The following is a 24,908-nucleotide window of genomic DNA, read 5'->3' as shown; positions in this document are numbered from 1 at the left end:
GAGGCGACACCCGGAGCGGCCAGGATGGGGTCATGACCACTCCTGACGACCTGCCCACCTTCACCGCCGACCAGATCGAGGAGCAGCTGCGAGAGCTCGTCTTCGAGAGCTTCGACCAGGAGGCCGCGTACTCGCTCGGCACTCTGGCCGCCGAGATCGTGCGGGAGCGCGGCTTCGCCCTGGCGGTGCAGGTCGTCATCGGCGACCACATCGTCTACAAGGCCGCGCTCGGTGGAGTGGAGCAGGGCACGACCGACTGGCTGCGACGCAAGGCGAACGTCGCGGTGGAGGCGGGCGTGCCGTCGCTGCTCGTCCGGCGCCGGGCCGAGGCGCGCGGCGAGGAGCCCTTCGAGGACACCGACCACGCGTCGCACGGCGGGGCGTTCCCGATCCTGGTCGACGGCGAGGTCGTCGGCACGATCACCGGCTCAGGCCAGCCCGACGTCGTCGACCACGACGTGGTCGTGAGCGCGCTCCGCAGCTACCTCGCGAACTGAGGCGGACGCCGCGCAACGTCTCGCGGACTGTGCACCCTGCCGCGGCGGGGTGGGTAGTCCGCCAGACGTTGCGAGGCAGAGGCCGCGCCGCTAGACAGTGCACGGCAGCGGCTACACCGGGACGAAGAGCGTGATCGTGTCGACGACCACCGCGGGCTTCTCGGAGCCCTCGATCTCGACGGTGACCCGGTAGCCCAGCTTGACCCCGGTCGATCCTGCGTCGGCGGACGTAATCGTGCCGACAGCCCGCACGCGGCTCCCGACGACGACAGGCTGAACGAAGCGCAGCCGGTCGGCCCCGTAGTTGATCGCCGCCGAGATCCCGTCGACGCGCACCAGGTCGTCGGTCAGGGTCGGCAGGAGCGACAGCGTCAGGTACCCGTGGGCGATCGTCACCCCGAACGGGCCCTCGGCGGCGCGCGCAGGATCGGTGTGGATCCACTGCTGATCGCCGGTCGCGTCCGCAAACGCCTGGATGCGCTGCTGGTCGATCTCGACCCACCTCGACGGGCCGAGCTCCGTGCCGACGACGGCGCGTCCGTCGTGCTGGGGCTCGAGGAGTGCGGCGGGCGAGGCGAAGACGACGGGGCTGCCGGTCACGACAGCGGCCCGCCCGCGACGTAGAGCACCTGACCGGAGACGTAACCGGCCTCCTCCGAGCAGAAGAACGATGCTGCTGCGGCGACGTCGTCGGGCTGGCCGACGCGACGCACGGCGATCTGCTTCGCCGCCTCCTCGAGGAACGTGTCGAGCGAGACCTTCATCCTCGCGGCGGTCTGCTCGATCATCGCCGTCTCGATGAAGCCGGGCGCGATCGCGTTGACGGTCACGCCGAACGGGCCGAGCTCGATGGCCAGCGTCTTGGTGAAGCCCTGCATGCCCGCCTTCGCGGCCGAGTAGTTGGCCTGGCCGCGGTTGCCGAGCGCCGACGACGACGAGAGGTTGACGATGCGCCCCCACTTCGCCTCCACCTGGTGCTTCTGAACGGCGCGGCTCATCAGGAACGCGCCGCGGAGGTGCACGCCGAGGACGGTGTCCCAGTCGTCGGCGGTCATCTTGAAGAGCAGGTTGTCGCGGAGGACGCCGGCGTTGTTGACCAGGACCGTCGGTGCACCGAGGCGCTCGGCGACGGCGGCCACCGCTGTCTCGACGGAGGCCTCGTCGGCCACGTCGACAGCGAGTCCGACGGTCGAGGCGCCGCTCTCGGCGATCTCGGCGGCTGCCGCTGCGGCGTCCTCCTCGCGGAGGTCGAGCAACGCGACGGCGTAGCCGTCGGAGGCGAGGCGGGCGGCCGTTGCGCGGCCGATCCCGCGGGCGGCTCCGGTGACGATGGCGACTCGTGTGTCGGCCATGGGATTCCTTTCGGTCAGGGGGTGGTGTCGAAGACGATGAGCTGGCGGAGGGCGTCGCCCGCGGCGAGCGCGTCCATCGCCTCGTTGAGCCGGTCGAGCGGCACGGTCGAGGAGACCAGCCTCTCGACCGGGAGGAGACCCTTTCGCCACAGGTCGACGTAGGTCGGGATGTCGCGGCTCGGGACGGACGACCCCAGGTAGCTGCCGACGATCGTCCGGGCCTCCGCAGTGAGAGTGAGGGGCGAGATCGACGAGCGGGCGTCGGGCCGCGGGAGGCCGACGGTGACGGTCGTCCCTCCGGGTGTCGTCAGCGCGACGGCGGTCTCGAAGGCGCGCGGGTGGCCGGCAGCCTCGATGACCACGGGGGCGCGGACCACCTTCTCTTCGGCCTCCTCCGGCGTGTAGACCTCGTCGGCGCCGAGGTCGAGCGCGAGGGACAGCTTCGAGGGCAGGGCGTCGACGCCGATCACGCGGTGTCCGGTCGCCTTCGCGACGAGGACGGCCGCCATCCCGACGCCGCCGAGCCCGACCACCAGGACCGCGTCGCCCTCGCGCGGGCGACCGGCGTTCAGCACCGCTCCCCCGCCGGTCAGGACGGCGCACCCGAGGAGTGCTGCCACGTCGGCGGGGACGTCCTGGTCGACCCGGACGACGGAGGTGGTGCTCACGACGGCGTGCGTCGCGAACGCGGAGACCCCGAGGTGGTGGTGGACCGTCTCCCCGTCGCGGTGCAGCCTGCTGCCCCCTCCGACGAGCGAACCCTCGTTGTTGGCGGCGCTCCCGACCCGGCACGGCAGGCGGCCGTCGGTCCGGCAGTGGTCGCACTCGCCGCAGCGCGGCAGGAACGTCATCACGACGCGGTCGCCGACCGCGAGGCTGTCGACTCCGTCGCCGAGCCCCTCGACGATGCCCGCGGCCTCGTGCCCGAGCAGCATCGGCACCGGCCGGACCCGGTTCCCGTCCACGACCGAGAGGTCGCTGTGGCAGACGCCGGCGGCCTCGATCCTGAGCAGGATCTCGCCCGGCCCAGGATCGTCGAGAGCGAGCGTCGAGACCGTGAGCGGCCGTGATCCTGCGAACGGCCTCTCGGCGTCGGTGCGCTCGAGCACGACCCCGCGGATGCTGGTCGTCACGAGAGGCGCTCGATCACCATCGCCATGCCCTGGCCGCCGCCGACGCACATCGTCTCGAGGCCGAAGCGGGCGTCGCGGGTGCGGAGTCCGTTGAGGAGGGTCCCCGTGATCCGGGCACCGGTCATGCCGAACGGGTGGCCGACGGCGATGGCTCCGCCGAAGACGTTGAGCCTGTCATAGTCGACTCCGAGCTCGCGCGCCGAGGGGATCACCTGCGCTGCGAAGGCCTCGTTGATCTCGACGAGGTCGATGTCGTCGATCGTCAGGCCGGCGCGCCTCAGGGCCTGGCGTGAGGCCTCGACGGGGCCGAGGCCCATGATCTCGGGGCTGAGGCCGGTGACGCCGGTCGAGACGATCCTGGCCAGCGGTGTCAGGCCGAGCTCGGCGGCGCGAGCATCGCTCATGACGACGAGTGCCGCCGCGCCGTCGTTCAGCGGGCAGGCATTGCCGGCCGTGACCGTGCCGTCGGGCCGGAACACCGGCTTGAGGCCTGCGAGGGCCTCGACCGTGACGCCGGCGCGAGGGCCGTCGTCGACGCTCACGACATCGCCGGAGGGCAGGGTGAACGGCGTGATCTCGCGCTCCCAGAAGCCGTCGGCGATCGCCTGCTCGGCGCGGTTCTGGCTGAGGGCCGCGAACTCGTCCTGGTCGGCGCGCGAGACGCCCGTGAGGCTCGCGACGTTCTCGGCGGTCTGTCCCATCGCGATGTACGCGTCGGGGAGCTCGCCGTCGTCTCTCGGGTCCGTCCAGGCGGCCGCCCCGCCCTGGGTGCGCGTCGCCGTGCGGGCGACGGCTTCGGCGAAGAGCGGGTTCTCGAGGTCTTCTCCGGGGATGTAGTCGCTCGAGCCACGGGCGGACCGCGAGACCGACTCGACCCCGGCGGAGAGGAAGACGTCGCCCTCCCCGGCCTTGATCGCGTGGAACGCCATCCGGGTGGTCTGGAGGCTCGACGAGCAGTAGCGGTTGACCGTCGTGCCCGGGAGGTGGTCGAGGCCGAGGGCGACGGCCACGATCCTGGCGATGTTCATGCCCTGTTCGCCGCCCGGCATGCCGCAGCCCATCATGAGGTCGTCGATGGAGCGCGGGTCGAGCTCCGGGACCTTGTCGAGGACGTCCCGGACGATGAACGCGGCGAGGTCGTCGGCCCGGACGTCTCGGAGCGACCCCTTGAAGGCGCGGCCGATCGGCGTGCGGCTGACCGCGACGATGACTGCCTCGGTCACGACACGAACGCCGAGGTGCCGGTGATGGCGCGGCCCACGATCAGGGAGTTCATCTCGCGGGTGCCCTCGAACGAGTAGATCGCCTCGGCGTCGGCGAAGCGGCGGGCGACGCCGTAGTCGAGGATGATGCCGTTGCCGCCCATGACCTCGCGGCACCAGGCGACCGTCTCGCGCATCCGGGAGGTCGCGAACGACTTGGCCATCGATGCGTGCGCGTCGGTCTGACGGCCCTTGTCGAGGAGGTCGGACGTCTGCATGCAGAGCGCGATCGACGACGAGATGTTGGCCAGGCAGCGCGAGAGGAGGTCTTGCACGAGCTGGAAGGACGACAGCTTCCTGCCGAACTGCTCGCGCTCCTTCACGTAGGCGACGGCTGCCTCGTAGGCGCCGATCGCGTTGCCGATGGCCTGCCAGGCGACGTCGGCGCGGGTGAGGAGCAGGACCTCGGCGGTCTCGCGGAACGAGTTGACCCGCTGAAGGCGACGCTCCTCCGGGACGACGACGTCGGTGAGGGTGATGTCGGCGTTCTGGACCGAGCGGAGCGACTGCTTCCGCTCGATCTTCGTCGCGACGAAGCCGGGGGTGTCGCTCGTGACGAGGAAGCCCTTGACCTGGTTGTCGTCGGTGTCACGCGCCCAGATGACGATGACGTCGGCGAAGGTCGCGTTGCCGATCCAGCGCTTGGAGCCGTTCAGCACCCACGAGTCGCCCTTGCGGGTGGCCGTGGTGCGGAGGCCCCGCGCGGAGTCGGAGCCCGACAGCGGCTCGGTCAGCCCGAACGCGCCGACGATCTCGCCGGTGCCGAGGCGCGGCAGCCACTCGGCCCGCTGCTCCGGGCTGCCGCCGACGCCGATGGAGCCCATGGCGAGGCCGGAGGTCACCCCGATGAAGGTCGACACAGACGCGTCGGCCCGCCCCGACTCGAGCGCTGCCCAGCCGCGGTACTTGGCCGAGTTCTCGAACTGCCGGGACTCCTCCCAGAGGGCGCCGTACGCGCCGATGTCGGCGAGGGGCTTGATGACGTGCATCGGGAACTCCGCGCGCTCCCAGTAGTCGTCCATGATCGGCGTCACCTCGGCATCGAGGTAGGCGCGCAACTCGTGGATCGAGTCGTTCTCGCGCGGCGTCAGGGCGTCTTGCGCGAAGTAGAAGTCGCTTGAGAGGTACTGCGTGGCGGTACCGGTGGGCGTGACTGTGGTCATGGTGTTGAGCTCCATTGATCGACGTGTGACAACCGATTGAGACCATCTTGCATCATTCGGCAGAATGTTGCACGAACTCGGAGGAAGCGCCTAGAGTGCTCGCATGTCGACGCAGACCGAGGCCCCTGTCGCCTGGGCGAGCGTCGCCGTCGACCGGGTCCCGTCGGAGCTGTCGAGGCGTCTCGCCTCCGGCCAGCACGCCGACACGGTCCGCTCGTTCGTCCTGGCGCGGCGCACGTTCCTCGCCGGCGAGCGCGTCGACATGAACATCCTGGCCGCGCAGCTGCACGTCGACCGCACCTCCCTCTTCCGGTGGCTCGGCAACCGCGACGCCCTGATCAGCGAGGTGCTCTGGTCGCTCGCCGAGCCGACGCTGACCCGCATCGAGCGCTCCACCACCGAGGTCGGCGGCGCCCGCATCACCCGGGTGCTCGGCGACTTCGTGGCCACACTGATCGCGGCGCCGTACTTCCAGGGCTTCCTCAAGAAGGAGCCCGCCCGAGCCCTCCGAGTGCTGACCACGAAGGACAGCCAGGTCCAGCAGCGGTACATCGCCGTCGTCGAGGCCATGCTCGCAGCCGAGCAGGACGCCGGCAGGATGACGTTCGAGCTCTCCGTCCACGATCTCGCCTACCTCCTCGTCCGCATCTCCGAGTCGTTCACCTACGCCGACCTCATCACCGGCGAGCGCCCCAGCGCCGAGCGCGCCCGCGCCGCCTTCCACTACGTCCTGAGGGATTCATGACCGACGCCTCCCCCGCCCCCTACCGCCGTCCCGTGCCGACCCGGTGGAACGACAACGACCTCTACGGCCACGTCAACAACACCGTGTACTACGCCGCGATGGACACCGTCATCAACACGTTCCTGATCGAGGAGGCCGGTTTCCGCCCGCTGACCGACGACGTGATCGGCTTCTGCGTGGCGTCGTCATGCCGGTTCATCGCGTCGGCGGCGTTCCCCGAGCAGATCGTCGTCGAGTTGCGCATCGGCAGGATCGGGCGGTCGAGCGTGACGTGGCGTCCCCGGATCCTGCGCGCGGCAGACGACTCGGAGCTCGCCGAGGGCGAGTTCGTGACGGTCTTCGTCGGGCGCGAGGGGCAGAGGCCGACCCCCGTGCCGGACAGCATCCGGCGCGTGCTCGAGGCCTCCTTCGTGATCGCCGACGACGACTCCCCTTCTCGTCCGGCACCGGCCGTCCGGCACAGCGCCTGAGCCGCCGGACCCACCAGCCCTCACCACTTCACAGGCGTCGATGAAAGGACCAGAACAATGACGTTCACCACTCAAGAGCTGCTCGACGGGCCCGGACTCGGGACGATGTCGATCGCCGCGATCCTGTCGGAGAGCGCGACCCGGCACCGCGACCGGCCCGCGCTCCACTTCCGCGGGCAGACCACCACCTACGGCCGACTCTGGGACGAGACGCGCGCCTACGCCGGGGCCCTCCGCGCCCGCGGCATCGGACGCGGCGACCGGGTCGCCCTGATCATCCCGAATGTGCCGGACTTCTGCCGCGCCTACTACGCCGTCCTGTCGCTCGGGGCGATCGTCGTGCCGATCCACCTGCTCTTCAAGGCCGAGGAGATCGAGTACGTGCTGCGCGACTCCGGTGCGAGGCTGGCGATCGTCGCTGCGCCGCAGCTCGGCGAGGCGATCCCGGCCGCGATGCGAGCCGGGGTGCCGGTCGTGTCGGTCCTCCTCCCGCAGGATGCCGAGACGCCCGTCCCGATCGGACGCCTCGAGGTCGAGGCTGCCGCAGCCGCGCCGATCGAGCGCTACGAGTCGGTCAACCCGCTGGCCGCTGCGACCATCCTCTACACCTCCGGCACGACCGGTCACCCGAAGGGCGCGGTCGGCTCGCACCTGGCGATGGTCGAGCAGGTGAGCGCCGAGCTCCTCGACTGCACGGACATGAGGAAGGACGACGTCGTCTTCGGGGGCCTGCCGTTCTTCCACGCGTTCGGGCAGACGTCGGTGCTGAACACGGTGTTCCGGCGCGGAGCGTCGATCGTGCTGCTGCCGAAGTTCGACCCGGCCGAGGCCCTGGAGCTCATGGTCGCCACCGGCACGACGATCTTCACGGCGGTGCCGACGATGTACATCGGGCTCCTCGCCGCAGCAGCCGGCACTGACGCCCGCCCGCCGCTCCGGTACGCCGTCTCGGGCGGCTCGGCTCTGCCGGTCGCCGTGCTCGAGCGGTTCCAGGAGACCTTCGGCGCCGTCGTCCAGGAGGGCTACGGCCTGACCGAGACGTCGCCCGTCGCCACCGTCAACGAGCTCGACAACCCGCGCCCCGGCACGATCGGCAAGCCGATCTGGGGTGTCGACGTCGAGATCGTCGAGCCCGACATCGAGGACCACGTGGAGTTCCTCCCCCACGGCGAGCTCGGCGAGATCGTCGTGCGCGGGCACAACCTCATGAAGGGGTACCTCGGCAACCCCGAGGCGACCGACGCCTGCATGGTCGACGGCTGGTTCCACACCGGCGACCTCGGGCACAAGGGCGACGACGGGGTCGTCACGATCGTCGACCGCAAGAAGGACATGATCGTGCGGAACGGCTACAACGTGTACCCGAGCGAGGTCGAGGACGTCATCATGCGCCACCCCGGTGTGCAGAACGCCGCCGTGTTCGGTGTCGCCGACGACGTGCACGGCCAGGAGGTGCACGCCGCGGTCATCGTCCGGGCCGGCGAGAGCATCGACTGCGCCGCGGTGGTCGCGTTCACGAGGGAGCACCTGGCCGCCTACAAGTACCCGCGCGTCGTGCACGTCGTGGAGGCGCTGCCGATCGGCGCGAGCGGCAAGGTGCTGAAGCGCGAGCTCGTGACGACGTTCACGCCGGAGGCCGCGAAGGCGTAGCGCCGGCCGAGGCTGCTGCTGCGCGGTGCCGGGTCCGGGCGTCGAGAGCCGCCCAGGTGTCGCTGGACAGGTAGCGGCCTCTGCGGAGCCGGTGGAGGGTTCCGGATGAGCGCTCGCGCCGGTACCGCGCCTCGTCGAGGTCGGCGGCGGCGAGGTCGGAGGTCTTCAGGAGGTCGAGGTGCATCCCTGGACGATGCCCGACCGCCGCCGCCGGCCGCTCGTCAGGCGGCGCGGCCTGTGGACAGGATCACGGGTCTCCTCACCTGGGGAGGAGCCCGCCGGTAGCCGGGGGCGGGGAGCTGTGAGCCCCTAGCCGCAGTACCTGCCGACCTTCGTGAAGTCGGCCTGGATGAGCGCTGCGTCCTTCTGCACCTTCGCGGCGCCGCTCGCGGGGTCGGCGATCGCGGCCTTCGTGTCGGCGACGAAGGTCTTGAGGTCGGCGTTCGCCGTGGTCGCGACCGCGAGCGCGCCCGGGTCGGTGACCTTCTGCACGTTGGCGTCGAAGGTGTCGGACAGCTCCTGGATCGCCGCGACAGCAGCCTTCGGGTTGCTGGCGAACTTCGCGTACGACGACGTCATCTTGCTGGAGAGGTCCTGCATCGAGGTCGCCAGGATCGTGCACGCCTGCGACTTGGTCTGCGACGAGGCGCCCGAGGCACCCGCGGCGGGTGCGGCAGACGACGAGCCCGATCCAGAGGCGGGGGACGACGAATCGGCGGACGCGGACGACGATCCGGCGGACGGCCCGACACTCGTGCAGCCGGCGGCGGAGGCGATCAGCGCGATGGCGAGCGCTGCGGTCGGGAGGAGGGTCTTCTTCATGGTGGCGTCTCTCAGACTCGATGGCTCGGGAGACACGAGATCCCATCCCCCGGCATTCACTCTAACCACGGGAGGCCGCGAATAGGCTCGTTCCATGAGCTCCGACGCCCCTCAGAACACCCCCGCAGACCACGTCACCGCCGCCGACACCACCTCCGGCGAGACCACACGTCGCGCCCTCGTCCTCGGGGGCGGCGGCGTCGCCGGGATCGCCTGGCACCTCGGCGTCCTCGCCGAGCTCCTCGAGCGCGGGGTCGATGTCGACGCGGCCGATCTCGTGATCGGGACGTCCGCCGGCTCGGTGGCCGGCAGCATCCTGCGCTTCGGCCAGGTCGGAGCCGTCTACGACCAGCAGCTGGGCGGCGAGGCCGACGTGTTCGGCGACGACGAGGGCGCGCCCGTGTTCGACATGGCCGCGTTCGGCGCGCAGCTCCAGACGATCCTCGCCGGTGCCCAGAGCGCGCAGGATGCACGGGCCCGCCTCGGCCGCGCAGCCGTCCAGTTCGCGCAGGGCGCCGAGTCGCCTCTGCTCGGCCAGCTGGGGGCGCAGTTCCCAGCGCAGTACGGCTGGCCCGAGAAGCCTCTGGGCGTCTGCGTCGTGGAGGCAGAGACCGGCGAGTTCCGGGTGCTCGAGAGCGCGAGCGGCGTGGAGCTGTTCCGCGCGGTCGCCGCGAGCTGCTCGGTGCCGCTCGTGTTCCCGCCCGTCGAGATCGACGGCAGCCCGTACGTCGACGGCGGGGTGCGCTCGGCGACCAACGCCGACGTCGCCGCCGGCTACGACCGGGTGCTCGTGCTCTCGTGCGGCCCCGAAGACCCGGCCAGTCCGATGGGCCCGCAGCTCGACGCCGCGGTCGCGAGCCTTCGCTCCGGCAGCGAGGCCGCGCCGCCCGCGCAGGTGATGGTGGTCGGTGCCGACGAGGCGAGCATCTCGGCGTTCGGTGCGAACTCGCTCGCCGACGCGGCGCGGGTCCCATCGGCTCGGGCCGGTCGCGCTCAGGCGGCGGCTGCGGTCGACGCCGTCCGCGCGTTCTGGGCCTGACGCCCGAGGCGCGGCCGTGACCGACGAACCGACGGCAGCCGACCCGACGGCAGCCGATCCGGGAGCAGCCGACCCGGCGGCTGCCGACCCGGCAGCAGCGCTGCACGCCCTCCTCGCGGCCACCGTGGCCCACCTGGAGTCGGTCGGGGCCCGCGACGAGGCCCTCGCCGTCGTCAAGGACCCCCGGGGCATCGGCCCGTTCAAGACCCAGACGTCGATGCAGCCGACCGGTCGCGCCTACCGGTTGGGCGTGATCCTGCTCGACACGGAGGGGCGGCTCTTCCGAGTCGGGAAGATCACCCGCGCCACCGAGACCGGGTGGCCGCAGAACCTCTCCGCGTCGGTCGAGCAGCGGCGCGCCGACCGCCGTGCGGCGAGCCGCGGGCACTTCGTCGACGGCGACGTCGTCAACTACGGGCACGTCGAGATCCCGCAGGATCGCGAGCACCTCACCGCCGACTCCGACCCGGTGTCCTTCGACGGCGAGCACTTCTTCATCCGCTGGGGCACCACCCGCTCCGAGCGCCGGCGGCTCGACCTCTACCTCGCCGACAGGTCCGAGCTGCTCGAGACCGAGCGCATCTGGGACGACCCCCGCTGGCCCGACGCGGACTGACGAGGCCCGCCGCGGAGTGACGCGGCCCTCCCGCACCTGCCCGGGGCAGCGCAGCGCGGCCAGCACGGTACGCCATCCTGCGCCGGAGGCCGCCCTTTTCACGCCCTCTTAACCGACTGGTCGAGCGGCCGTAACACACCGGCAACACACGCGAGAACTTTTCATTTCTTTTACCCCGGGGGCGTTGACCCGAGCGGGAGCGTGACCCTACATTGAGGGCCACACCACCCGGCCCACCACCTCGGAAGCCCGAACTTCCGATCTCTCCGATCCCACCTCGGAGGCCGCGATCACCGCCCCGACGGGCCCGACCATCCCGTCGCCCCACGCTTCCCTCCCACATTGGACAACCCCCGTGAATCAGTCGTTGCCCCTCTTCGTCGAACCCTCCTCCGTCGTGGCCCCGGTCGCGCCCGTGCTCTCCCCCGCGCCTCCGACGACCGGCGGCCATGCCGCACCGGCCGGCTCGACAGAGCTCGCAGCCGGCTCGTCAGAACCGGCAGCGCCCGCAGACAGCACCGCCCCGGCCCTCGTCTCCCCGCCGACCGACGCCGAGCTCGTCTGGTACCTCGGCCCGCAGCGCCGCTGGGTGCAGGTGCTCACCCTCCTGGCCTTCGGTCTCGCGACCGTCAGCCTGGTGCAGTTCGCCGTCAGCTCGCCCTGGCTGTGGTGGATCGTCGGCGTGGTCATCATCAGCCTCGCGGCCTCGTTCCTGTCGGTCGTGACGGGCTTCCACCGCCGCCGCGACAGCGCCGAGTCGCACTTCCGGCTCGTGTCCGATTGGCGCAGGGCCGCCGATCCTGCGACCCTCCCGAGCGTCGACGTCTACCTGCCGTCCTGCGGCGAGGACCTCGCCGTCCTCCGCAACACGTTCACGCACGTGTCGCACATGGTCTGGGCCGGGAGGCTCGACGTCTGGGTGATGGACGACGCCGACAAGACGGAGGTCGAGGATCTCGCGCGGGAGTTCGGCTTCCACTACCAGGTGCGGACCAACCGCGGGCACATGAAGAAGGCCGGCAACCTCGGCTACACGTTCGAGCGGACGAGCGGCGACTTCATCGTCATCTTCGACGCCGACTTCGTGCCGCGGCCCGACTTCCTCGACCACACGGTCCCGTACCTCGACGACCCGCAGGTGGCGATCCTGCAGACTCCCCAGTTCTTCGAGACCCGCGGCGAGATGTCGTGGCTCGAGCGCACCGCCGGCGCGACACAGGAGCTCTTCTACCGCTGGGTGCAGCCGTCGCGCGACCGCCTCGGCGCCCCGATCTGCGTGGGCACCTGCGCCGTCTACCGCCGGTCGGCCCTCGAGAAGGCGGGCGGCTTCGTCCAGATCGAGCACAGCGAGGACGTCTTCACCGGCATCCGCCTGACGCGCGAGGGCTTCACGCTCCGCTACGTGCCCGTCATCGTGTCGAAGGGCCTCTGCCCGAGCGACCTCGCCGGGTTCCTCAGCCAGCAGTACCGGTGGGGCAACGGCTCGCTCACCCTCATGACGAGCGGTCAGGCGTCGCGCCACCCGCTGACGTTCCGCCAGCGCCTCTGCTTCTGGTCGGGGTTCCTCTACTACGTCTCGACCGCGATCAACGTGTTCGTCCTGCACCTGCCCGGCATCCTGATGGCCACGTTCTTCGCCGCCGACGTGCGGGCGGCGCACTTCGTGCCGTTCCTCGCCGGCGCCTGGGTCTACATCGTCCTGCTGCCCCGCATGTCGAAGTCGCAGTGGCGCTTCGAGGTGATGCGGGTGCAGATGGCGTACAGCTTCGCGCACGCGCTCGCCGTCATCCACAAGCTGACCAGGCGCTCGGCCGGCTGGGTCCCGACCGGGGCCGTCGGCAGGCGGAACTCGCTGGCCAGGCAGATCTCCGCCATCGGCATCGTCACGATCGCGATCACCTTCTGCTGGTCGTGGGGCGCGTTCGGCTACGACGTCGCCCGTCTCGGCCTCCACCAGTTCTGGCCCATGGGCCTGTTCCTCCTCGGCTACACGTACCTCGCCCTGCCGCTCCTCGCGAGCTTCATCGGCGTCGTGGCCCCCGAGCGCACCGATCGGAAGGCCGCCTGATGGGACCCCGCCGCACCACCTACGAGAACCCGACCCGCGAGAATCTCTCCCGCGCGAATCCCTCCCGAGACAGCACCGACCACGGCGGCAGGATCACGGTCGTCGAGGTGATCGGCTTCACCGCGACGCTCGCCTTCATCGCGGCCTTCGCCTCCGGCGCATTCGACGCCATGGTGCCGTGGCGATGAGCATCTCCGTCGACCTCCCCGTCCGCCACCGCGTCGACGGTGCCGGCGCCCGCCCGAGCGGCCCCCGCGACGGCTCCGCCGGAAGCCCGCGCGGCTCGCACTTCCAGACCGACATCGAGGGCCTCCGCGCCTTCGCCGTCTTCGCGGTCGTCGCCTTCCACGCGTCCGTCCCCGGCCTCACCGGAGGCTTCGCCGGCGTCGACGTCTTCTTCGTCATCTCCGGGTACCTGATCACCGGGCAGCTCACCCGCGAGGTGCTCCGGACCGGCAGGATCGGCCTCCTCTCGTTCTGGGCCCGTCGCGCCAAGCGCCTGCTCCCCGCCGCCGGCATCGTCCTCGTCGCCGTCGGGATCGCCTCCGCCGTCCTCGAGCCGCTCCTCGGCGTCTACCACTCGGCGCAGGATCTCCTGGCGGCCGCGCTCTACACGACCAACTGGCACTTCATCTCGCTCGGCACCGACTACCTCGCGCAGTCGACCGACGACAGCCCGGTGCTGCACTTCTGGTCGCTCGCGGTCGAGGAGCAGTTCTACCTGGTCTGGCCGCTCGTGATCCTGGTCGCCTGGCTCGTCGCCCGGAAGAACCCGCTCCGCGGCACGGTCCTGCTCGCCACGGTGATCGGCACCATCACGCTCGCCTCCCTCGCGGCGTCGGTCCTGCTGACGACCAGCGAGCCGAAGTGGGCCTACATGGCCACGCAGACGAGGGCGTGGGAGTTCGGCGTCGGCGGCCTGCTGGCGATCACGGCGCACGCGCTGCAGTCGGCGGAGGGCACCCGGGCGGGCGCGATCCTGGGCAGGATCGTCGGCTGGGGCGGCCTCTGGGCCATCGGCATCTCCGCTGTCGCCTACGACGCGAAGACCCCGTTCCCCGGCTACGCGGCCCTCCTGCCCGTCCTCGGCACGGCCGCCGTCATCGCCGGCGGACTCCTCGCCGGCACCCGCGGCGGAACGGTCGGCTCGCTCCTCAGCCTGCCGCCCGTCCGATACATCGGCCGGGTCTCGTACGCGTGGTACCTCTGGCACTGGCCGGTGCTCATCTTCACCGAGATGGTCACCGGCACTCTGCCTTGGCCGATCCGGTGCCTCCTGATGGTGGCGGCGTTCGGTCTGGCCGCGCTCACGCAGCGGTTCGTCGAGCAGCCCGTCGGGCGCGCTCTCGTGTCGATCAAGCGCGTCGGCCCGACCGTCGCGATCGGTCTCCTCTGCATGGTCGTCACGGTGACGACGCCGCTCGTCATCGGCGGCACCGCCGTCACCGCTCTCGGCTCGTCGACGGCGAAGGTGTCGAGCGCCGCACTCACCGCAGCGTTCGGCCCCGACACGGGCAAGAACGCCGGCCCCGTCTCGCCGTCACCGCTGCAGGCGGCGAGCGACATCCCGAAGCCGACCGCGTGCATCCTGGACGCCCCCGTCGCCCGCGTCGCCGCCTGCGAGCTCGGTTCGAAGACGGGCACCCCGGTCGCCGTGTTCGGCGACAGCCACGTCAACCAGTGGCTGCCCGCGTTCGAGACCATGGCCTCGGAGAACGACTGGCACCTCACCGTGTTCGCGAAGTCGGGCTGCCCGGTCGCCGCCTACAAGCCGAACGGCGACGGGAGCAGGATGTCGTCGTCGACCTGCCTGACCTGGCGCCAGGCGGCGATCGACATGATCGTCTCGACCGTGAAGCCCTCGCTCATCATCGTGTCGTCGTACGACAACTACATCGACGGCTCGACGAAGGCCGGGAGCACGAAGATCCTCAACGCCTGGAACTCCTCGCTCGACCAGCTGCGGAGGGTCGGCTCCCCGATCGCCTACATCCAGGACACTCCCTACCCCGACAAAGACGTCCCCACCTGCATGTCGGCGGCGCTCGACGACTGGTCGAGCTGCTCGTTCGCCCGCGGCGACGTCAAGGAGCCGGTCGAGGAGCAGGCGCTCCTCGGCAACGAGAAGCAGGTCAGCCTCATCAACCTCACGCCGTACCTCTGTGACACAGCCCGGTGCCCGGCGGTGCGGAACGGCCTGCTGCTCTACCGCGACGAGTCGCACATCACGGCGTCGGCGGCGTCGGCCCTCGAGCCGGCGATGAGCCAGCTGTTCGAGAAGGCGGGGCTGATCCACCCGTCGAAGTAGCCGGGCGGGCTACTTCGCCTTCGCCCGAGACGGCTGGACGCGGGGCGGCTCGCCGGGCATCTTCGGGAAGTCGGGCGGGAACGGCAGCTCGCCGAGCCCCGCCTCGAGGTCGGCCTCCCAGCGGTCGAGGAGCGGCCGGATCGACGGCGCCTCGCCCTCGTGGAGACCCTCCCACGGGTCGCCCGTCGTGCGGAGCCGCGCAGGCAGGGTCAGGACCGTGTGGACCGCAGGATCCACGGTCACCAGCTCGTCCCAGGTCACCGGCGTCGACACCGACGCTCTGGCCAGCGCCCTGGGGCTGTAGGCGCCCGCCATCGTCCTGTCGCGGTTCGCCTGGTTGTAGTCGATGAAGATCCGGGAGCCGCGCTCCTCCTTCCACCAGGCGGTGGTGACCTTCTCGGGGATCCTGCGCTCCAGCTCCCTGGCCAGCGCGATGACCCCGTGACGGACGTCCAGGAACTCGTACTCCGGCCGGATCGGCGCGAAGACATGCACGCCGCGGTTGCCCGACGTCTTGACGAAGGGGGTGAACCCGTACTCCACGAGCAGGTCGCGGAGCGCGAGGGCTGCGGCGACGACGTCCGGGAAGTCGGTGCCGGGCTGCGGATCGAGGTCGATGCGGAGCTCGTCGGGCAGGTCGGGCTCGTCGGCCCGCGACGCCCAGGGGTGGAAGACGACGGTGTTCATCTGGACGCCCCAGACGGCTGCCGCCGGCTCGTCGAGGACGAGCTGCGGGTGCACCCGCCTGCTGGGGTAGGTGACGTCGACGGCGCGGACGTAGGCGGGGGCGCCGCGGGGCGGGTTCTTCGAGAAGAACTGCTCGCCGTCGACCCCCTCGGGGAACCTCTGGAGCGAGACCGGGCGGCCGCCGTTCGCCCGGATGAAGGCGTCGCCGACCGCGACGAAGTAGTTCGCCAGGTCGAGCTTCGTGATGCCGAGGTCGGGCCAGAGCACCCGCGACGGACTCGAGACCCGCACCTCGCGGTCGCCCTCGGGCCCCGGAACGGACAGCACCACCGCGTCGCTCGCCATGCCTCACCGTAGCGCGCTCGGGTCTCCGGGGGCAGACTCGGGTGATGATCCCCAGCGCCGCCTCCCCCGTGTCGCCCATGCTCGCCAAGGCGGTCGACCGGGTCCCCGACCAGGACTCCGTCGAGGGCGGCCTCGCCTACGAGCCGAAGTGGGACGGCTTCCGCGGCATCGTCTACGTCGACGACGGCCGGGTCGAGCTCGGCAGCCGCGGCTCGAAGATGCTGACGAGGTACTTCCCCGAGCTCGTCGAGGCGATCGGCGCCCAGGTCTCGGGGTCGTGCGTGCTCGACGGCGAGATCATCCTGCGTCGCCCGTCCGCCTCGGGTCAGGGCGAGCGCCTCGACTGGGAGGCCCTGTCCGCGCGCATCCACCCGGCGGCCTCGCGCGTGGCGAAGCTCGCCTCCGAGACCCCGGCGTCGTTCGTCGCCTTCGACCTCCTGGCCGTCGACGAGCTCGACCTCACCGGCGTCGCCTTCTCGGAGCGCCGAGCAGCGCTCGTCGACCTCGCGGCGGCCTTCGAGGCGCCGCTCCACCTCGGGCAGACCACCGACGACGTCGACCTCGCCCGCAGCTGGCTGACCGAGTTCGAGGGTGCCGGGCTCGACGGCGTCGTCGCGAAGCCGCTCGCCGCGAGATACGAGCAGGGCAAGCGCAGGATGCTCAAGGTCAAGCACCACAGGACGGCCGACGTCGTCGCCGTCGGCTACCGCGTCCACGCCTCCGGTCAGGGCGTCGGCTCGCTGCTCGTCGGCCTCCACGGCGACGACGGCATGCTCCGGAACGTCGGCGGCATCTCGGCCTTCACTGCCAAGCGCCGCCTCGAGCTGATCGACGAGCTCGCCGATCTCGTGGTCCGCGACGAATCCGGGCAGCCGGTGTCGGGCGAGACCGAGCGGAGCCGCTTCTCGTCGAGCCGCGACACGTCGTTCGTCGCTCTCGAGCCGACGCGCGTGGTCGAGGTCCGGTACGACCAGATGGAGGGCGACCGGTTCCGGCACACCGTTCAGTTCGAGCGCTGGCGCCCCGACCGCGAGGCTACCTCGTGCACCTTCGACCAGCTCGAGATCCCCGCCGCCTACGACCTCGGGCGGCTGCTGGCCTGAGTGGTGCCTCAGGCCCGGGGTGCCACCTTCGCCAGGCCGTCGAGGATCAGCTGCCAGTTCGCGGAGGAGTGCTCGGCTGCCTCCTCCGATTCGTTGTTGGTCTGCTCCACGGTGACGCGGCATCCCCCGTCGACGGGCTGCACCCGATACGAGACCCGCTGGTAGTTCTCGGGCACGTCGGGCTTGCCGCTCATCGGACTGAAGAAGCTCGTCACGAGCAGGAGAGGCGCCTCGGCCTGGAGCACCGTGCCGTGGTCCTCGTAGGGCGCGCCTTCCCACTCGCCGGAGTACGTGATCGTGCTGCCGACCTGCCAGTCAGAGGTGACGGTCGTGCCGAAGAAGTACTCCCGGACCAGGTCGGGATCGGTGAGCGCCCGCCAGCACTGCTCGGGGTCGGCGTCGACCACGCGCATCGCGCGGGCCACGGGTGAGCTGTCGGTCGCCATTGCTCCTCCAGGTGTGGGTGTGCGGCCATCCTTCTCCCTGCGGCGCCGGAGCACCAGCCCTACCGCAGAGCGTTCGAAATCTGATATGTTGACGATCCCGACCACCCTGCCCGGGTTCGCCGGAGGCAGAACAGAGGAGCCACGATGACCGAGCAGAGCACCGTCCACCGGTCGGTCCGGATCGAGGCGCCCGCCGAGGCGATCCTGCCGCTCGTCCGCGACTTCACGGAGTGGCCGGCCTGGTCGCCGTGGGAGGGTCAGGACGCCGACATGCAGCGGAGCTACACCGGCACGCCCGGCGCCGTCGGGTCGACCTACTCGTGGAGCGGCAACCGCAAGGCCGGCGCGGGCACCATGCGGGCCACGGTGATCACGCCCACCGAGGTCGAGGTGGCTCTGCAGTTCACCAAGCCCTTCAAATCGACGAGCGAGGTGCAGTTCGACCTGGCGCCCACAGCCGACGGCCGGGGCACCGAGGTCGTCTGGACGATGCGCAGCCCGAAGACGCGGATGTCGCGCGTGATGGGCGCCGTGCTGAACCTCGAGAAGTTCATCGGACGCGACTTCGAGAAGGGGCTCGCCCAGCTCAAGGCAGCGGTCGAGCGCGATCGGGCGTAGAACTGACCCATGACCCTGGGTACAACTCTCCTCCGCATCGCGGTGGGCGGCGTCTTCGTCGGCCACGGCCTCCAGAAACTCACCGGCTCGTTCGACGGCCCCGGCATCGAGGGCGTCACGCAGATGATGTCCGGGCTCGGCCTGCACCCGGCCAAGCGCAACGCCGTGATCGCCGCCGCCACCGAGACCGCGGGCGGGGCGGGCGTCGCGCTCGGCATCCTGACCCCGGTGTCCGCTGCCGGACTCGTCGGCACCATGGCGACCGCGATCCGCACCGTGCACTTCAAGAACGGCGTCTGGAACAGCGGCGGCGGCTACGAGTACAACGCCGTCCTGATCGCGGCCCTCGGCGTCATCGCCGCGGGCCCGGGCCACGCGTCGTTCGACGCGATCTTCGGCAAGAAGTCGTGGGGCGTGGGCGGCACCCTCTTCGCCCTCGCGGCCGGATTCGCAGGATCAGCGGCACTCGTCGAGCTGAGCCGTCGCGCGCCCGCACCCGAGGCCGCTCCCGAGAGCTAGTCCGCGCAGACCCTCCGGGGCGTCACCAGCCGAGCGTGCCGGGGGCGCCCTTGAAGGGTCCGACGATGCGCGACGTGATCCAGCCGCCGTAGAAGTCGCCCTCCTGGGCGGTCACCGTCTCCCCCGCGACCTCGCACGAGTCCATCGCGCCCGGGTAGACCGCGACGTGTGCCTCGAGCTCCTCGAAGCCGGGCCAGGGCTTCCGGTAGCCCCACGCCGCGCGGCGAGCCGTCACACGTCCGCCGGTCACGTCGTAGTAGTTCGCCGCGCCTTTGAACTCGCAGAGGCTCGCGCCCGGGGCGGCGCTCAGGGCGCCGACCGCGAACGCCGACGCGGGCAGGTAGTAGACCGGCGGGTGGCTCGTCTCGAGCACTCGCAGAGCCGCGGTGGTATCGGCCACGATCTCGCCGCCCAGACGGACGACGACGCGCTCGCCGGTCTTCTCGACTCGGGGCGGGCGGGGGTAGTCCCAGACCGACTCCTGGCCGGGCCCGGGCTGGATGCGCGTGTGCTTCATGAGGTCATCCTCCCCCGCCGACCTGGACACCCGGTACCGGTCGGCGGTACTCGAGACGGACGTGGCGCCCCTTCTGCATCGCCTACCCTCGAACGGTGCCGACCGGAAAGACGCCCACCCGACCGCCGAAGCGCGGGCACCGTCGGCGACGGCGTCCGTCGTCGGCGCCGGGTCGTCGATCGCGCGCCCTCTCGTTCGCCCTCGTCCTCGGCGTCGGAGTCGTGGTGGCTCTCGTCGTCTCGATCGTCGCTGCCGCGTCGAGCGCGGTGACGAAGGTCGGCGACACGGCCGGATCCGCGGCGTCCGCGGCGGCCGGGACGAGCGTCACCTGCCCCGCGAAGCAGCCGCTGCAGGTCGGGACCGTCCTCGTGCCGGCCGGACCGATCGCCGGCTACTGCCAGGACCGCCTCGTCAACGCCGCGCACATCATCAACGCCGCGCGCGCCCAGGGCATCGGCACCCACACGCAGGCCATCGGCGTGATGACGGCGATGGGCGAGTCGAGCCTCGTGAACATCGACCACGGCGACGTCGCCGGGCCGGACAGCCGCGGGCTCTTCCAGCAGCGGGCGAACGGCGCCTGGGGTTCGTACTCCGACCGCATGACGCCCTACATCGCCGCGACGCACTTCTTCGACAAGCTCGTGGCGATCCCGGGCTGGCAGTCGCTGACGCCGACGGAGGCCGCGCACGAGGTGCAGGTCAACGCCGATCCGAACCACTACGCGAAGTACTGGCCCGGGGCCGAGCAGGTCGTCGCAGCGCTCCAGTAGGGGCGGGTCAGGCTGCGGGTGATCCTGCGATGTTGACCAGCCACCGCACGCCGAAGCGGTCGCGCAGTTCGCCGAAGCTGTCGCCCCAGGGAGCCTTGCTGAGCGGCACCCGCACCTCGCCGCCCTCGGACAGCCTCTCGTACCAGGAGGTCAGATCGGCCTCGTCCTCGCCGCCGAGGCAGACCGACATGCTGTCGCCGAAGGTGAGCTCCATGGTCTCGGGGACGTCGGAGACCATCAGGACCATGCCGGACGGTGTGACGAGCCGCGAGTGCATCACCTTGTCGAGCTGGTCGGGCCAGTCGGTGATGCCGTAGTCGCCGAACGTGCTGATCGTCAGCTCGCCGCCGAAGACGGAGTGGTAGAAGGTGACCGCGTCGCGCGCGTCGCCACGGAGGTTGATGTAGGGGCAGAGGACGGTCGACATGGCGGCTCCAATCGCGGTGGTGAGGCGAGTCTGGCCCCTCCCGCCGTCGGTGCGCCAGGGTCTCGTGCCGACGGCGCGCCTGCGCCTGCGCCTCAGACGAAGGCGAGCACCACCACGGCGTTGACCGTGACCGTCGCCCAGAACGCCCACTGGAACGAGCTCTTCCGCGTCTTGTGCCGCAGCAGCTGCTGCGCCACCACGGCGCCCGGCCAGCCGCCGAGAGCGCCGACGATCAGCAGGTTCCGCTCGCTGATCCGCCACCGTCCGGCCCGGGCGGCCGACTTGTCGACGGCGTAGACGACGAAGAGCAGGATGCTGACGGCGAGGTAGATCCACGGGGTGCCGGCCGGGAACGCCCGCCACGACGCCCGCCACAGGAACAGCCCCGCGAAGACGGGGACGCTGGCGAGAGGCAGGATCGACGAGACGCGCACCAGGCGATGCTACGAGACCTCGGCCTCCCGGTAGCCTTCGAGGGTGACGGATCCTGCCTTCGTGACCGCCCCCTTCCACCCGCTCGCCGACGCCGTCTCCGACCGCTGGGTCCACGTCGAGACGCGGAGCGAGGTCGTGGCGCTGGGGCAGCTGCAGGCCGACCTGTTCGTCCGCGCCGCCACCACGGGGCGGGCCGTCGTCCTGGTGAGCGACGAGTGGACGCGGCTCACCGAGGCGTTCCGCGACCTCCTGACCGGGACGGGCGGCCGCTGGGTCGTCCGGCGGAGCGACGGGTCTCTGCGGAACGGCCTCACCGGGCGGACGCTCGAGAGCGTCGAAGAGGTCCTGACTCCAGGCCCGGGAGCCGTGTCGCCCCGCTTCCTGACCCTCGAGCAGCCCGACCAGACGCAGTTCGTCGTCTCGGCGTCGATCCGGCACCGGCCCGCCGCCGAGACACGTCTCGGGCGCGCCTCCGAGATCCTGAGCACCCTCGGCGGAGCGACGACGCCTTTCGCCTGGGGAACCCACGAACCCGTCGAAGCGCCGTGGAACCGCGACGTCCTCACCGCGTACGTCCGCTCGCGGATGCCCGCCGACACGCGCCTCGTCGTCACTGGCACCGAGGAGCACACGTTCGCCGGGTCGATCACCGCTCGGCGCACCGACCAGGGCGTCGAGGAGGTCGTGACGGCCGTGATCGGGGTCGGGGAGCCGGGGTCTGCCGAGGCGACGGGCGCGATCGAGGCGAGTCGGAGCATCCTGCTCGCCCTCTGCTCGTCGGCGCTGCCTCTCGTCGCGACGATCTTCACGCGGGTCGGGCGGCGCGACCTCACGACGAGGCCGTTCCTCCGGCAGGATCCCGAACCCGTCGCTCTGCTGCTCGGTGCTCCGGCCGTGAGGTCGCTCGGCCTCGACCCCGCGGCGCACGCGGCCGAGTTCGGTGCGGTCGTCGGCGGTCGGCCCCGGGTGCCGGCTCTCGTCTACGGGTTCCGCGACCTGCCCGCGAGACCTGGCGACTCGGGGTGGGCGAAGCTCTCGCCCCTGCTCGACGCGCTCGGCCGCGACCGGCTCGAGGAACTCACCGGCCTGAGACTCGGAGGTGGCCCGGATGCCGCGTGAGTTCGTGATCCTGTCGCCGGAGATGCCCGGCGATGCCGCTTTCCGCGCCGCCGCGGAGGCCGCTGGCGAGCCCGTGTCGATGACCCTCGACGCGGGCGGACTCATGGCGCGATTCCACACGCGCGCGCTCGACCCGCTCGTCACGGTGCTCCACCCGCGCAGGATCACGCCCGACGTCCTCGGGCCCGAGCTGGCGCGCCTCCTCCCCGGGCGTCCTGTGCTTCACGGCCTGCGTCCTGATGCCGTCGCCGGTCTCTGGTGGTCGGATGTGGTCGTGCCGTGGGGGCCGGCGGAGGTCGCCGGAGTCGCGGTCGCGGAGCGCTTGGCGGCACTGCTCGGGGGTGTGCTCGTCGATCGGGCGTCCGATTTCCGCTCGGCCGACGCGGGATAGTGCTTTCAGTCGGCGGCGATGCCGAAGCGGTCGACGATCTGCTTCTCGATGATCGACGTCAACACGTCTTGCACGTCGTCCATCAACGACCCCGCCACGCCCGGCAACTCACCCCGACCGATCGGCGCCGACGGGTCGAGATCATCGATCGCCGGACGGTTCGGCACCCGCAGATTGGCCGCGTAGAACTGCCACAACCGGATCAACACGTCCATGGGCCGCCCCAGCAGCATCTCGTCGAAGACATCCGCGAACACATCCGCGAAGAGACCCTCCAACTGGCCCGACCACTGATCCCGCTTCCCCTCATCCGACAGGACCGCCACATAGTCCGCGTCGCTCCTCAACCGCCGGACCATGTGCTCCGACACCGACGCGAAGATGTCCCGCCAACCCCACTTCGGCGCGAGCACCTCATACTCCGACGGCCACGACACCGGAGCGTCGATCGCCTCCCGGATCGCCCTCCCCCAGGACGCTGGCCGCGGCACCGACGCGCCAGCCACCAGCTCAGACAACCACCCAGGCATGAACTCCGGCGACCGCGGGTAGCGGCGCGCGTCAGCTAGCCACGAGTCGTCGATCGGTTGTGGTGGACCCCAGCGCGACGGCTCGCACATGTCTTGGATCTGACCGGCATAAGGCCGGCAGTCGTAATTGAAATCAAACTCGAACGAACCGTCCGCACGCAACGTCAGACGGGAGGAAAACCAAGTACCCCGGCCGTCCTCATACATGATCGCTCGTAATTGGCTCCAGAGTTCCGAGATCCTGCGCGCGCCCGGGATGCTGTCTTCGGTTCCATCCGGTCGCACGAAGTAGCTCGCGCGGGCACTCTCCAAACCAGCCTCGAGGAAAGCGGAATATGAAATCGACCACTCAAGATCCGCAAGATCCTGGTGAATCTGAACAGCGATCGCTCGCTGAAGTTCCTCAGCGTTTCCGATCGTGGTACCTAAATTCGCCAAAGCCAGTGCCCTCTTCCGTCAAGTCAGGAGTTTGGAAAATAACGGTTGAGCCAGGGCGAATTGGGCAGCTTGAAGTCCACGTTGTAACCCAACGGGCGAGAGCCACCCGCGTACTCGGCGTCGATGGTCACGTGGACTTCTCCACCGGTGTCCCGGAGTGAGTTCATCCATTCCTGCTCCAACGCCCGAAAACTCCCGCGATTCACGCCGCGAAGCTGCGCGGTGAGGTTGATCCCCTCTCCGGGGCCCCCGAAAACAGTACCGAAGGAGTGCCCGCCGTCGTCCGTCGACAGGCGGTACTCCCCTCCCGCGATACGCTGCTGCCCGCCGTGGCGAGCCCGGTCGGCCACGTCGACGACCGGGCCCGTCGACCCACCCAGGATTACGTCCGTTCGGGTCTCCTAGCTGCGGGGGGTGCGACTACTGCATGAGATTCTGCGCCGTCAGCCCATCTCACGCGGATCCGGGCGCCTCCCCAGCAGAATCCCATGCATTAGGCCGTGGTCCGCTCCTAGTCGGCGCGGATGCCGAACCGGTCGACGATCTGCTTCTCGATGATCGACGACACCACGTCTTGCACATCATCGATCAGCGACCCCGCCACGCCCGGCAACTCACCCCGACCGATCGGCGCCGACGGGTCAAGGTCGTCGATCGCCGGGCGGTTCGGCACCCGCAGATTCGCCGAGTAGAACTGCCACAACCGGATCAGCACGTCCATGGGCCGGCCCAGCAGCACCTCGTCGAAGACATCCGCGAACACATCCGCGAAGAGACCCTCCAACTGGCCCGACCACTGATCCCGCTTCCCCTCATCCGACAGGACCGCCACATAGTCCGCGTCGCTCCTCAACCGCCGGACCATGTGCTCCGACACCGACGCGAAGATGTCCCGCCAGCCCCACTTCGGCGCGAGCACCTCATACTCGGAGGGCCACGACACCGGAGCGTCGATCGCCTTCTCAATAGCCTTCCCCCACGACGCCGGACGCGGCGCCGAAGCCGCAACCACGATCTCGGACAGCCATGTCGGCATGAACTCCGGCGACCGCGGATACCGCTCGAGGTCAACCAACCACTCTTCATCTAGCGGTCTGGGTCCGAATCGGGACGGCTCGAACGTGGTGGCTGGATTGCCCACGTAGGGTCGACGGTCGTAGTTAAATTCGAACGCGAAAGAACCGTCTGACTTGAGTGTCAGCCGGGCAGAGAACCACGTCCCTTTGTCCGCCTCATACATGCTCGATCGAAGTTCAGACCAGACGGGGAAGATCATGCCCCGACCGGGAACGCTGTCCCTCGCGCCGTTCGGGAGGAGGAAATAGCTGGAACCTGCACCGTGGGTTCCGGCCTCCATGTACGTCCAAAAGCCTTGCGACCACTGTTGGCCTGCAAGGTCATCTCTCGAGAGAAGCGCGATGTCTCTCTGCAGCTG

Annotated in this window: 30 protein-coding genes; 15 read left to right on the top strand and 15 right to left on the bottom strand. The window is 70.4% G+C overall.

Going from position 1 to position 24,908, the window contains the following annotated elements; all coding sequences use genetic code 11:
- Window positions 1–32: 32 nt before the first annotated feature.
- Window positions 33–497: a heme-binding protein gene (locus ABD733_RS00540; protein ID WP_344793094.1), complete on the top strand. Its 465-nt coding sequence runs from the start codon at window positions 33–35 to the stop codon at window positions 495–497.
- A 111-nt stretch (window positions 498–608) separates the two neighbouring features.
- Here the strand turns inward: ABD733_RS00540 and ABD733_RS00535 are convergent, their stop codons facing one another.
- From ABD733_RS00535 to ABD733_RS00515, 5 genes are read right to left on the bottom strand one after another with little or no spacing between them, the layout of a single operon-like run.
- Window positions 609–1,097, bottom strand: coding sequence for a MaoC family dehydratase (locus tag ABD733_RS00535; RefSeq protein WP_344793093.1), 489 nt, complete (start codon window positions 1,095–1,097; stop codon window positions 609–611).
- Window positions 1,094–1,849, bottom strand: coding sequence for a 3-oxoacyl-ACP reductase FabG (gene fabG / locus ABD733_RS00530; protein ID WP_344793092.1), 756 nt, complete (start codon window positions 1,847–1,849; stop codon window positions 1,094–1,096). The genes ABD733_RS00535 and fabG overlap by 4 nt, the downstream gene beginning before the upstream one ends.
- Before the next feature lie 14 nt (window positions 1,850–1,863).
- Complete coding sequence (locus ABD733_RS00525; protein WP_344793091.1) at window positions 1,864–2,982, bottom strand: zinc-binding dehydrogenase; 1,119 nt, start codon at window positions 2,980–2,982, stop codon at window positions 1,864–1,866.
- Window positions 2,979–4,205, bottom strand: a complete 1,227-nt coding sequence (locus tag ABD733_RS00520; RefSeq protein ID WP_344793090.1) for an acetyl-CoA C-acetyltransferase — start codon at window positions 4,203–4,205, stop codon at window positions 2,979–2,981. The genes ABD733_RS00525 and ABD733_RS00520 overlap by 4 nt, the downstream gene beginning before the upstream one ends.
- Window positions 4,202–5,407, bottom strand: coding sequence for an acyl-CoA dehydrogenase family protein (locus ABD733_RS00515; RefSeq protein ID WP_344793089.1), 1,206 nt, complete (start codon window positions 5,405–5,407; stop codon window positions 4,202–4,204). Before ABD733_RS00515 ends, ABD733_RS00520 begins: the two co-directional genes overlap by 4 nt.
- 103 nt (window positions 5,408–5,510) lie before the next feature.
- Here ABD733_RS00515 and ABD733_RS00510 point away from each other — a divergent pair, with 103 nt between their 5' ends.
- From ABD733_RS00510 to ABD733_RS00500, 3 genes are read left to right on the top strand one after another with little or no spacing between them, the layout of a single operon-like run.
- Window positions 5,511–6,152, top strand: a complete 642-nt coding sequence (locus tag ABD733_RS00510) for a QsdR family transcriptional regulator (protein ID WP_344793088.1) — start codon at window positions 5,511–5,513, stop codon at window positions 6,150–6,152.
- A complete protein-coding gene (locus ABD733_RS00505) occupies window positions 6,149–6,622 on the top strand; it encodes an acyl-CoA thioesterase (protein WP_344793087.1) in 474 nt (157 codons plus the stop codon). The genes ABD733_RS00510 and ABD733_RS00505 overlap by 4 nt, the downstream gene beginning before the upstream one ends.
- Before the next feature lie 57 nt (window positions 6,623–6,679).
- Window positions 6,680–8,272: a long-chain-fatty-acid--CoA ligase gene (locus tag ABD733_RS00500; RefSeq protein ID WP_344793086.1), complete on the top strand. Its 1,593-nt coding sequence runs from the start codon at window positions 6,680–6,682 to the stop codon at window positions 8,270–8,272.
- Here the strand turns inward: ABD733_RS00500 and ABD733_RS00495 are convergent.
- Window positions 8,247–8,456 (bottom strand): hypothetical protein, encoded by a 210-nt coding sequence (locus tag ABD733_RS00495; RefSeq protein WP_344793085.1) that lies wholly within the window; start codon window positions 8,454–8,456, stop codon window positions 8,247–8,249. The genes ABD733_RS00500 and ABD733_RS00495 overlap by 26 nt on opposite strands.
- A 125-nt stretch (window positions 8,457–8,581) precedes the next feature.
- Window positions 8,582–9,094, bottom strand: a complete 513-nt coding sequence (locus tag ABD733_RS00490) for a hypothetical protein (protein ID WP_344793084.1) — start codon at window positions 9,092–9,094, stop codon at window positions 8,582–8,584.
- 94 nt (window positions 9,095–9,188) lie between these two features.
- Between ABD733_RS00490 and ABD733_RS00485 the strand changes: the two genes are divergently transcribed.
- From ABD733_RS00485 to ABD733_RS00465, 5 genes are all read left to right on the top strand, one after another.
- A complete protein-coding gene (locus ABD733_RS00485) occupies window positions 9,189–10,133 on the top strand; it encodes a patatin-like phospholipase family protein (RefSeq protein WP_344793083.1) in 945 nt (314 codons plus the stop codon).
- 16 nt (window positions 10,134–10,149) lie between these two features.
- Window positions 10,150–10,749: a hypothetical protein gene (locus tag ABD733_RS00480; RefSeq protein WP_344793082.1), complete on the top strand. Its 600-nt coding sequence runs from the start codon at window positions 10,150–10,152 to the stop codon at window positions 10,747–10,749.
- A gap of 355 nt (window positions 10,750–11,104) precedes the next feature.
- Complete coding sequence (locus tag ABD733_RS00475) at window positions 11,105–12,817, top strand: glycosyltransferase family 2 protein (protein ID WP_344793081.1); 1,713 nt, start codon at window positions 11,105–11,107, stop codon at window positions 12,815–12,817.
- Complete coding sequence (locus ABD733_RS00470) at window positions 12,817–13,005, top strand: hypothetical protein (RefSeq protein ID WP_344793080.1); 189 nt, start codon at window positions 12,817–12,819, stop codon at window positions 13,003–13,005. Before ABD733_RS00475 ends, ABD733_RS00470 begins: the two co-directional genes overlap by 1 nt.
- Window positions 13,002–15,125 (top strand): acyltransferase family protein, encoded by a 2,124-nt coding sequence (locus tag ABD733_RS00465; RefSeq protein ID WP_344793079.1) that lies wholly within the window; start codon window positions 13,002–13,004, stop codon window positions 15,123–15,125. Before ABD733_RS00470 ends, ABD733_RS00465 begins: the two co-directional genes overlap by 4 nt.
- A gap of 9 nt (window positions 15,126–15,134) precedes the next feature.
- Here the strand turns inward: ABD733_RS00465 and ligD are convergent, their stop codons facing one another.
- Complete coding sequence (gene ligD / locus ABD733_RS00460; protein ID WP_344793078.1) at window positions 15,135–16,157, bottom strand: non-homologous end-joining DNA ligase; 1,023 nt, start codon at window positions 16,155–16,157, stop codon at window positions 15,135–15,137.
- 44 nt (window positions 16,158–16,201) lie between these two features.
- Between ligD and ABD733_RS00455 the strand changes: the two genes are divergently transcribed.
- On the top strand, window positions 16,202–17,260 hold the full coding sequence (locus tag ABD733_RS00455) for an ATP-dependent DNA ligase (protein WP_344793077.1): 1,059 nt from the start codon (window positions 16,202–16,204) through the stop codon (window positions 17,258–17,260).
- A gap of 8 nt (window positions 17,261–17,268) precedes the next feature.
- Here ABD733_RS00455 and ABD733_RS00450 read toward each other — a convergent pair whose 3' ends face one another.
- The gene (locus tag ABD733_RS00450) at window positions 17,269–17,706 is read right to left on the bottom strand and encodes an SRPBCC domain-containing protein (protein WP_344793076.1); all 438 of its coding nucleotides are present in this window, start codon (window positions 17,704–17,706) and stop codon (window positions 17,269–17,271) included.
- Window positions 17,707–17,850: 144 nt separating this feature from the next.
- Between ABD733_RS00450 and ABD733_RS00445 the strand changes: the two genes are divergently transcribed.
- Both ABD733_RS00445 and ABD733_RS00440 read left to right on the top strand, forming a co-directional pair.
- Complete coding sequence (locus tag ABD733_RS00445) at window positions 17,851–18,324, top strand: SRPBCC family protein (RefSeq protein WP_344793075.1); 474 nt, start codon at window positions 17,851–17,853, stop codon at window positions 18,322–18,324.
- Window positions 18,325–18,333: 9 nt separating this feature from the next.
- Window positions 18,334–18,843, top strand: a complete 510-nt coding sequence (locus ABD733_RS00440; protein ID WP_344793074.1) for a DoxX family protein — start codon at window positions 18,334–18,336, stop codon at window positions 18,841–18,843.
- A 22-nt stretch (window positions 18,844–18,865) separates the two neighbouring features.
- Here the strand turns inward: ABD733_RS00440 and ABD733_RS00435 are convergent, their stop codons facing one another.
- Window positions 18,866–19,360 (bottom strand): DUF427 domain-containing protein, encoded by a 495-nt coding sequence (locus ABD733_RS00435; RefSeq protein ID WP_344793073.1) that lies wholly within the window; start codon window positions 19,358–19,360, stop codon window positions 18,866–18,868.
- A gap of 95 nt (window positions 19,361–19,455) precedes the next feature.
- On the opposite strand from ABD733_RS00435, the gene ABD733_RS00430 reads away from it, so the two are divergent.
- Window positions 19,456–20,133 (top strand): hypothetical protein, encoded by a 678-nt coding sequence (locus ABD733_RS00430; protein WP_344793072.1) that lies wholly within the window; start codon window positions 19,456–19,458, stop codon window positions 20,131–20,133.
- 7 nt (window positions 20,134–20,140) lie between these two features.
- On the opposite strand, the gene ABD733_RS00425 is transcribed toward ABD733_RS00430, so the two are convergent.
- Together ABD733_RS00425 and ABD733_RS00420 are read right to left on the bottom strand one after the other, a co-directional pair.
- Entirely contained in the window at window positions 20,141–20,560 is a 420-nt protein-coding gene (locus tag ABD733_RS00425; protein WP_344793071.1) for a VOC family protein, read from the bottom strand.
- A 92-nt stretch (window positions 20,561–20,652) separates the two neighbouring features.
- Window positions 20,653–20,994: a DUF1294 domain-containing protein gene (locus ABD733_RS00420; protein WP_344793070.1), complete on the bottom strand. Its 342-nt coding sequence runs from the start codon at window positions 20,992–20,994 to the stop codon at window positions 20,653–20,655.
- Window positions 20,995–21,037: 43 nt separating this feature from the next.
- Between ABD733_RS00420 and ABD733_RS00415 the strand changes: the two genes are divergently transcribed.
- Complete coding sequence (locus tag ABD733_RS00415) at window positions 21,038–22,114, top strand: DUF6177 family protein (protein WP_344793069.1); 1,077 nt, start codon at window positions 21,038–21,040, stop codon at window positions 22,112–22,114.
- Window positions 22,104–22,505, top strand: coding sequence for a hypothetical protein (locus ABD733_RS00410; protein WP_344793068.1), 402 nt, complete (start codon window positions 22,104–22,106; stop codon window positions 22,503–22,505). Before ABD733_RS00415 ends, ABD733_RS00410 begins: the two co-directional genes overlap by 11 nt.
- A gap of 5 nt (window positions 22,506–22,510) precedes the next feature.
- Here ABD733_RS00410 and ABD733_RS00405 read toward each other — a convergent pair whose 3' ends face one another.
- The 3 genes from ABD733_RS00405 to ABD733_RS00395 form a co-directional block, all read right to left on the bottom strand.
- On the bottom strand, window positions 22,511–23,242 hold the full coding sequence (locus tag ABD733_RS00405) for a hypothetical protein (protein ID WP_344793067.1): 732 nt from the start codon (window positions 23,240–23,242) through the stop codon (window positions 22,511–22,513).
- Between the two features lie 254 nt (window positions 23,243–23,496).
- Window positions 23,497–23,823 (bottom strand): DNA/RNA non-specific endonuclease, encoded by a 327-nt coding sequence (locus ABD733_RS00400; RefSeq protein ID WP_344793066.1) that lies wholly within the window; start codon window positions 23,821–23,823, stop codon window positions 23,497–23,499.
- A 161-nt stretch (window positions 23,824–23,984) separates the two neighbouring features.
- A complete protein-coding gene (locus tag ABD733_RS00395; RefSeq protein WP_344793065.1) occupies window positions 23,985–24,830 on the bottom strand; it encodes a hypothetical protein in 846 nt (281 codons plus the stop codon).
- Window positions 24,831–24,908: the final 78 nt, after the last annotated feature.

Source organism: Frondihabitans peucedani, assembly GCF_039537585.1.
GTDB classification, from domain to species: domain Bacteria; phylum Actinomycetota; class Actinomycetes; order Actinomycetales; family Microbacteriaceae; genus Frondihabitans; species Frondihabitans peucedani.
The sequence above is the reverse complement of the archived record's forward strand: the minus strand, read 5'-3'. Positions and strand labels throughout refer to the sequence as shown.

What these genes read in the sequence shown, in the direction of transcription:
- ABD733_RS00485 (WP_344793083.1), top strand. Translation starts at nt 9,189, where the DNA reads ATGAGCTCCGACGCCCCTCAGAACACCCCCGCAGACCACGTCACCGCC.
- ABD733_RS00490 (WP_344793084.1), bottom strand. Translation starts at nt 9,094, where the DNA reads ATGAAGAAGACCCTCCTCCCGACCGCAGCGCTCGCCATCGCGCTGATC.
- ABD733_RS00540 (WP_344793094.1), top strand. Translation starts at nt 33, where the DNA reads ATGACCACTCCTGACGACCTGCCCACCTTCACCGCCGACCAGATCGAG.
- ABD733_RS00410 (WP_344793068.1), top strand. Translation starts at nt 22,104, where the DNA reads ATGCCGCGTGAGTTCGTGATCCTGTCGCCGGAGATGCCCGGCGATGCC.
- ABD733_RS00500 (WP_344793086.1), top strand. Translation starts at nt 6,680, where the DNA reads ATGACGTTCACCACTCAAGAGCTGCTCGACGGGCCCGGACTCGGGACG.
- ABD733_RS00440 (WP_344793074.1), top strand. Translation starts at nt 18,334, where the DNA reads ATGACCCTGGGTACAACTCTCCTCCGCATCGCGGTGGGCGGCGTCTTC.
- ABD733_RS00470 (WP_344793080.1), top strand. Translation starts at nt 12,817, where the DNA reads ATGGGACCCCGCCGCACCACCTACGAGAACCCGACCCGCGAGAATCTC.
- ABD733_RS00445 (WP_344793075.1), top strand. Translation starts at nt 17,851, where the DNA reads ATGACCGAGCAGAGCACCGTCCACCGGTCGGTCCGGATCGAGGCGCCC.
- ABD733_RS00505 (WP_344793087.1), top strand. Translation starts at nt 6,149, where the DNA reads ATGACCGACGCCTCCCCCGCCCCCTACCGCCGTCCCGTGCCGACCCGG.
- ligD (WP_344793078.1), bottom strand. Translation starts at nt 16,157, where the DNA reads ATGGCGAGCGACGCGGTGGTGCTGTCCGTTCCGGGGCCCGAGGGCGAC.
- ABD733_RS00465 (WP_344793079.1), top strand. Translation starts at nt 13,002, where the DNA reads ATGAGCATCTCCGTCGACCTCCCCGTCCGCCACCGCGTCGACGGTGCC.
- ABD733_RS00435 (WP_344793073.1), bottom strand. Translation starts at nt 19,360, where the DNA reads ATGAAGCACACGCGCATCCAGCCCGGGCCCGGCCAGGAGTCGGTCTGG.
- ABD733_RS00425 (WP_344793071.1), bottom strand. Translation starts at nt 20,560, where the DNA reads ATGTCGACCGTCCTCTGCCCCTACATCAACCTCCGTGGCGACGCGCGC.
- ABD733_RS00395 (WP_344793065.1), bottom strand. Translation starts at nt 24,830, where the DNA reads ATGGAGGCCGGAACCCACGGTGCAGGTTCCAGCTATTTCCTCCTCCCG.
- ABD733_RS00515 (WP_344793089.1), bottom strand. Translation starts at nt 5,407, where the DNA reads ATGACCACAGTCACGCCCACCGGTACCGCCACGCAGTACCTCTCAAGC.
- ABD733_RS00450 (WP_344793076.1), bottom strand. Translation starts at nt 17,706, where the DNA reads ATGGCGACCGACAGCTCACCCGTGGCCCGCGCGATGCGCGTGGTCGAC.
- ABD733_RS00405 (WP_344793067.1), bottom strand. Translation starts at nt 23,242, where the DNA reads ATGTATGAGGACGGCCGGGGTACTTGGTTTTCCTCCCGTCTGACGTTG.
- fabG (WP_344793092.1), bottom strand. Translation starts at nt 1,849, where the DNA reads ATGGCCGACACACGAGTCGCCATCGTCACCGGAGCCGCCCGCGGGATC.
- ABD733_RS00455 (WP_344793077.1), top strand. Translation starts at nt 16,202, where the DNA reads ATGATCCCCAGCGCCGCCTCCCCCGTGTCGCCCATGCTCGCCAAGGCG.
- ABD733_RS00495 (WP_344793085.1), bottom strand. Translation starts at nt 8,456, where the DNA reads ATGCACCTCGACCTCCTGAAGACCTCCGACCTCGCCGCCGCCGACCTC.
- ABD733_RS00510 (WP_344793088.1), top strand. Translation starts at nt 5,511, where the DNA reads ATGTCGACGCAGACCGAGGCCCCTGTCGCCTGGGCGAGCGTCGCCGTC.